This window comes from Mesorhizobium sp. M1A.F.Ca.IN.020.06.1.1 (assembly GCF_004023265.1).
GTDB lineage: Bacteria > Pseudomonadota > Alphaproteobacteria > Rhizobiales > Rhizobiaceae > Mesorhizobium.
The window spans coordinates 1-1,956 of record NZ_RZSR01001052.1; the positions used below are offsets into that span (position 1 = coordinate 1).

At 66.1% G+C, this 1,956-nt stretch carries 2 protein-coding genes; both read left to right on the forward strand.

All coding sequences use genetic code 11. The annotated features are described in order from the left end of the window. The coding region (locus EOA60_RS30815) for a MotA/TolQ/ExbB proton channel family protein (RefSeq protein WP_128312457.1) at nucleotides 1-976 on the forward strand (976 nt) is incomplete at its 5' end. A gap of 1 nt (nucleotide 977) precedes the next feature. Beyond that, the coding region (locus EOA60_RS30820; protein ID WP_128312459.1) for a peptidoglycan -binding protein at nucleotides 978-1,956 on the forward strand (979 nt) is incomplete at its 3' end.

Genomic DNA, 1,956 nt, shown 5'->3' on the forward strand with positions numbered 1-1,956 from the left:
CTACGATCCGCACAAGCTGTCGAGCCCGCAGGTCTTCCTGCTCACGATGGTGATCTTCCTGGTCATCGTCGCCTTCATCGCCGCCATCCTCACCCGCCAGATCTCCTCCGCCTTCTCCAGCAATCCCGGCCTCAACGGGCTGATCATCGGCGTGCTCGCCGTCGGCATCCTGCTCGCCTTCGCCCAGGTCGGCCGGCTGTTCAGAGAGGTGCGCTGGGTCAATTCCTTCCGCGCCGGCTCCGAGACCACCGAGCCGGTGCTCCTGGCGCCGATGAAGGCGATGATCGGCCGCTCGTCGACGATCGCCTTCTCGACCTCTTCGATGCGCACCATGCTCGATTCCATCGCCACGCGCCTCGATGAAAGCCGCGACACCTCGCGCTATCTCGTCGGACTGCTGGTGTTTCTTGGCCTGCTCGGCACCTTCTGGGGCCTGCTCAACACCATCGCCTCCATCCGCGAGACGATCGAGGCGCTCGACCCCGGCAGCGGCGATGCCGCCGCCGTGCTCGACGCGCTGAAGCAGGGCCTGTCGGCGCCGCTCGCCGGCATGGGCACGGCCTTCTCGTCCTCGCTGTTCGGCCTCTCCGGCTCGCTGGTGCTCGGCTTCCTCGACCTGCAGGCCGGCCGCGCCCAGACCCGCTTCTACACCGAGCTCGAGAACTGGCTGTCCTCGGTCACCGATCTCTCGTCCGATATCGTCGTGTCGGAATCGGCGCGCGCCGAGCCGTCGGAGGAGATCCGCCTGCTGTCGGAACGGCTGCGCAGCCTGCAGGAAAACGGCGGCGGCTCCAACCCGCGCGTCGCCACCGCCATGGCCAACCTCGCGGACGGCATTTCCGGACTGGTCAAGAACATGCGCTCCGAACAGCAGATCATGCGCGACTGGGTCGAGGCGCAGTCGGACGAACAGAAGGCGATGCGCAACACGCTGGAAAAGATCGCTGACGCCCTGAAGAAGACCGGAGTGCACTGACGTGGCGCTGGCAAGGCGGCGCGCCGATCGCCGCATCGACTACTGGCCCGGCTTCGTCGACGCGCTGTCGACGCTTCTGCTCGCCATCATGTTCCTGCTGACGGTCTTCGTGTTGGCGCAATTCCTGCTCAGCCGCGAAATCTCCGGCAAGGACACGGTGCTCAGCCGCCTCAACTCGCAGATCAACGAGCTGACGCAGTTGCTGGCGCTGGAGCGCTCGAACAGCCAGGACAAGGAAGACACGCTCGCCAATCTGCAGGCCTCGCTGTCGGCGGCGGAGGCGGAAAAGAGCCGTCTTCAGCAATTGCTGGAGCAGGGTGCCGGCGCCGGCGACGCGGCCAACAAGCGGGCAGACGCGCTGTCCGGCGAACTCAGCAACCAGCGCCAGATCAGCCAGCAAGCGCTGAGCCAGGTCGAGATCCTCAACCAGCAGATCGCCGCACTGCGCAAGCAGATCGCGGCGCTCGAGGACGCGCTCAACGTGTCCGAGCAGCGCGACCGCGAGTCCAACACCAAGATTGCCGATCTCGGCCGCCGCCTGAACGTGGCGCTGGCGCAGCGAGTTCAGGAGCTCAACCGCTACCGTTCCGATTTCTTCGGCCGACTGCGCGAGATCCTCGCCGACCGCGAGAACATCCGCATCGTCGGCGACCGCTTCGTCTTCCAGTCGGAAGTGCTGTTCCCGACCGGCTCCGACGAGATCAACGATGCCGGCAAGGTCGAGATGAAGAAGCTCGCCGATGCCGTCATCGAGCTGCAGAGGGAAATCCCGCCCGAGATCAGCTGGGTGCTGCGCGTCGATGGCCACACCGACAACAAGCCCTTGTCCGGCACCGGCCGCTATCGCGACAACTGGGAGCTGTCGACCGCCCGTGCGACCTCGGTGGTGAAGTTCCTGATCGAGAACGGCGTGCCGGCGAACCGGCTGGTAGCCGCCGGCTTCGGCGAATTCCAGCCGCTCGATCCGGCCGACACGGATG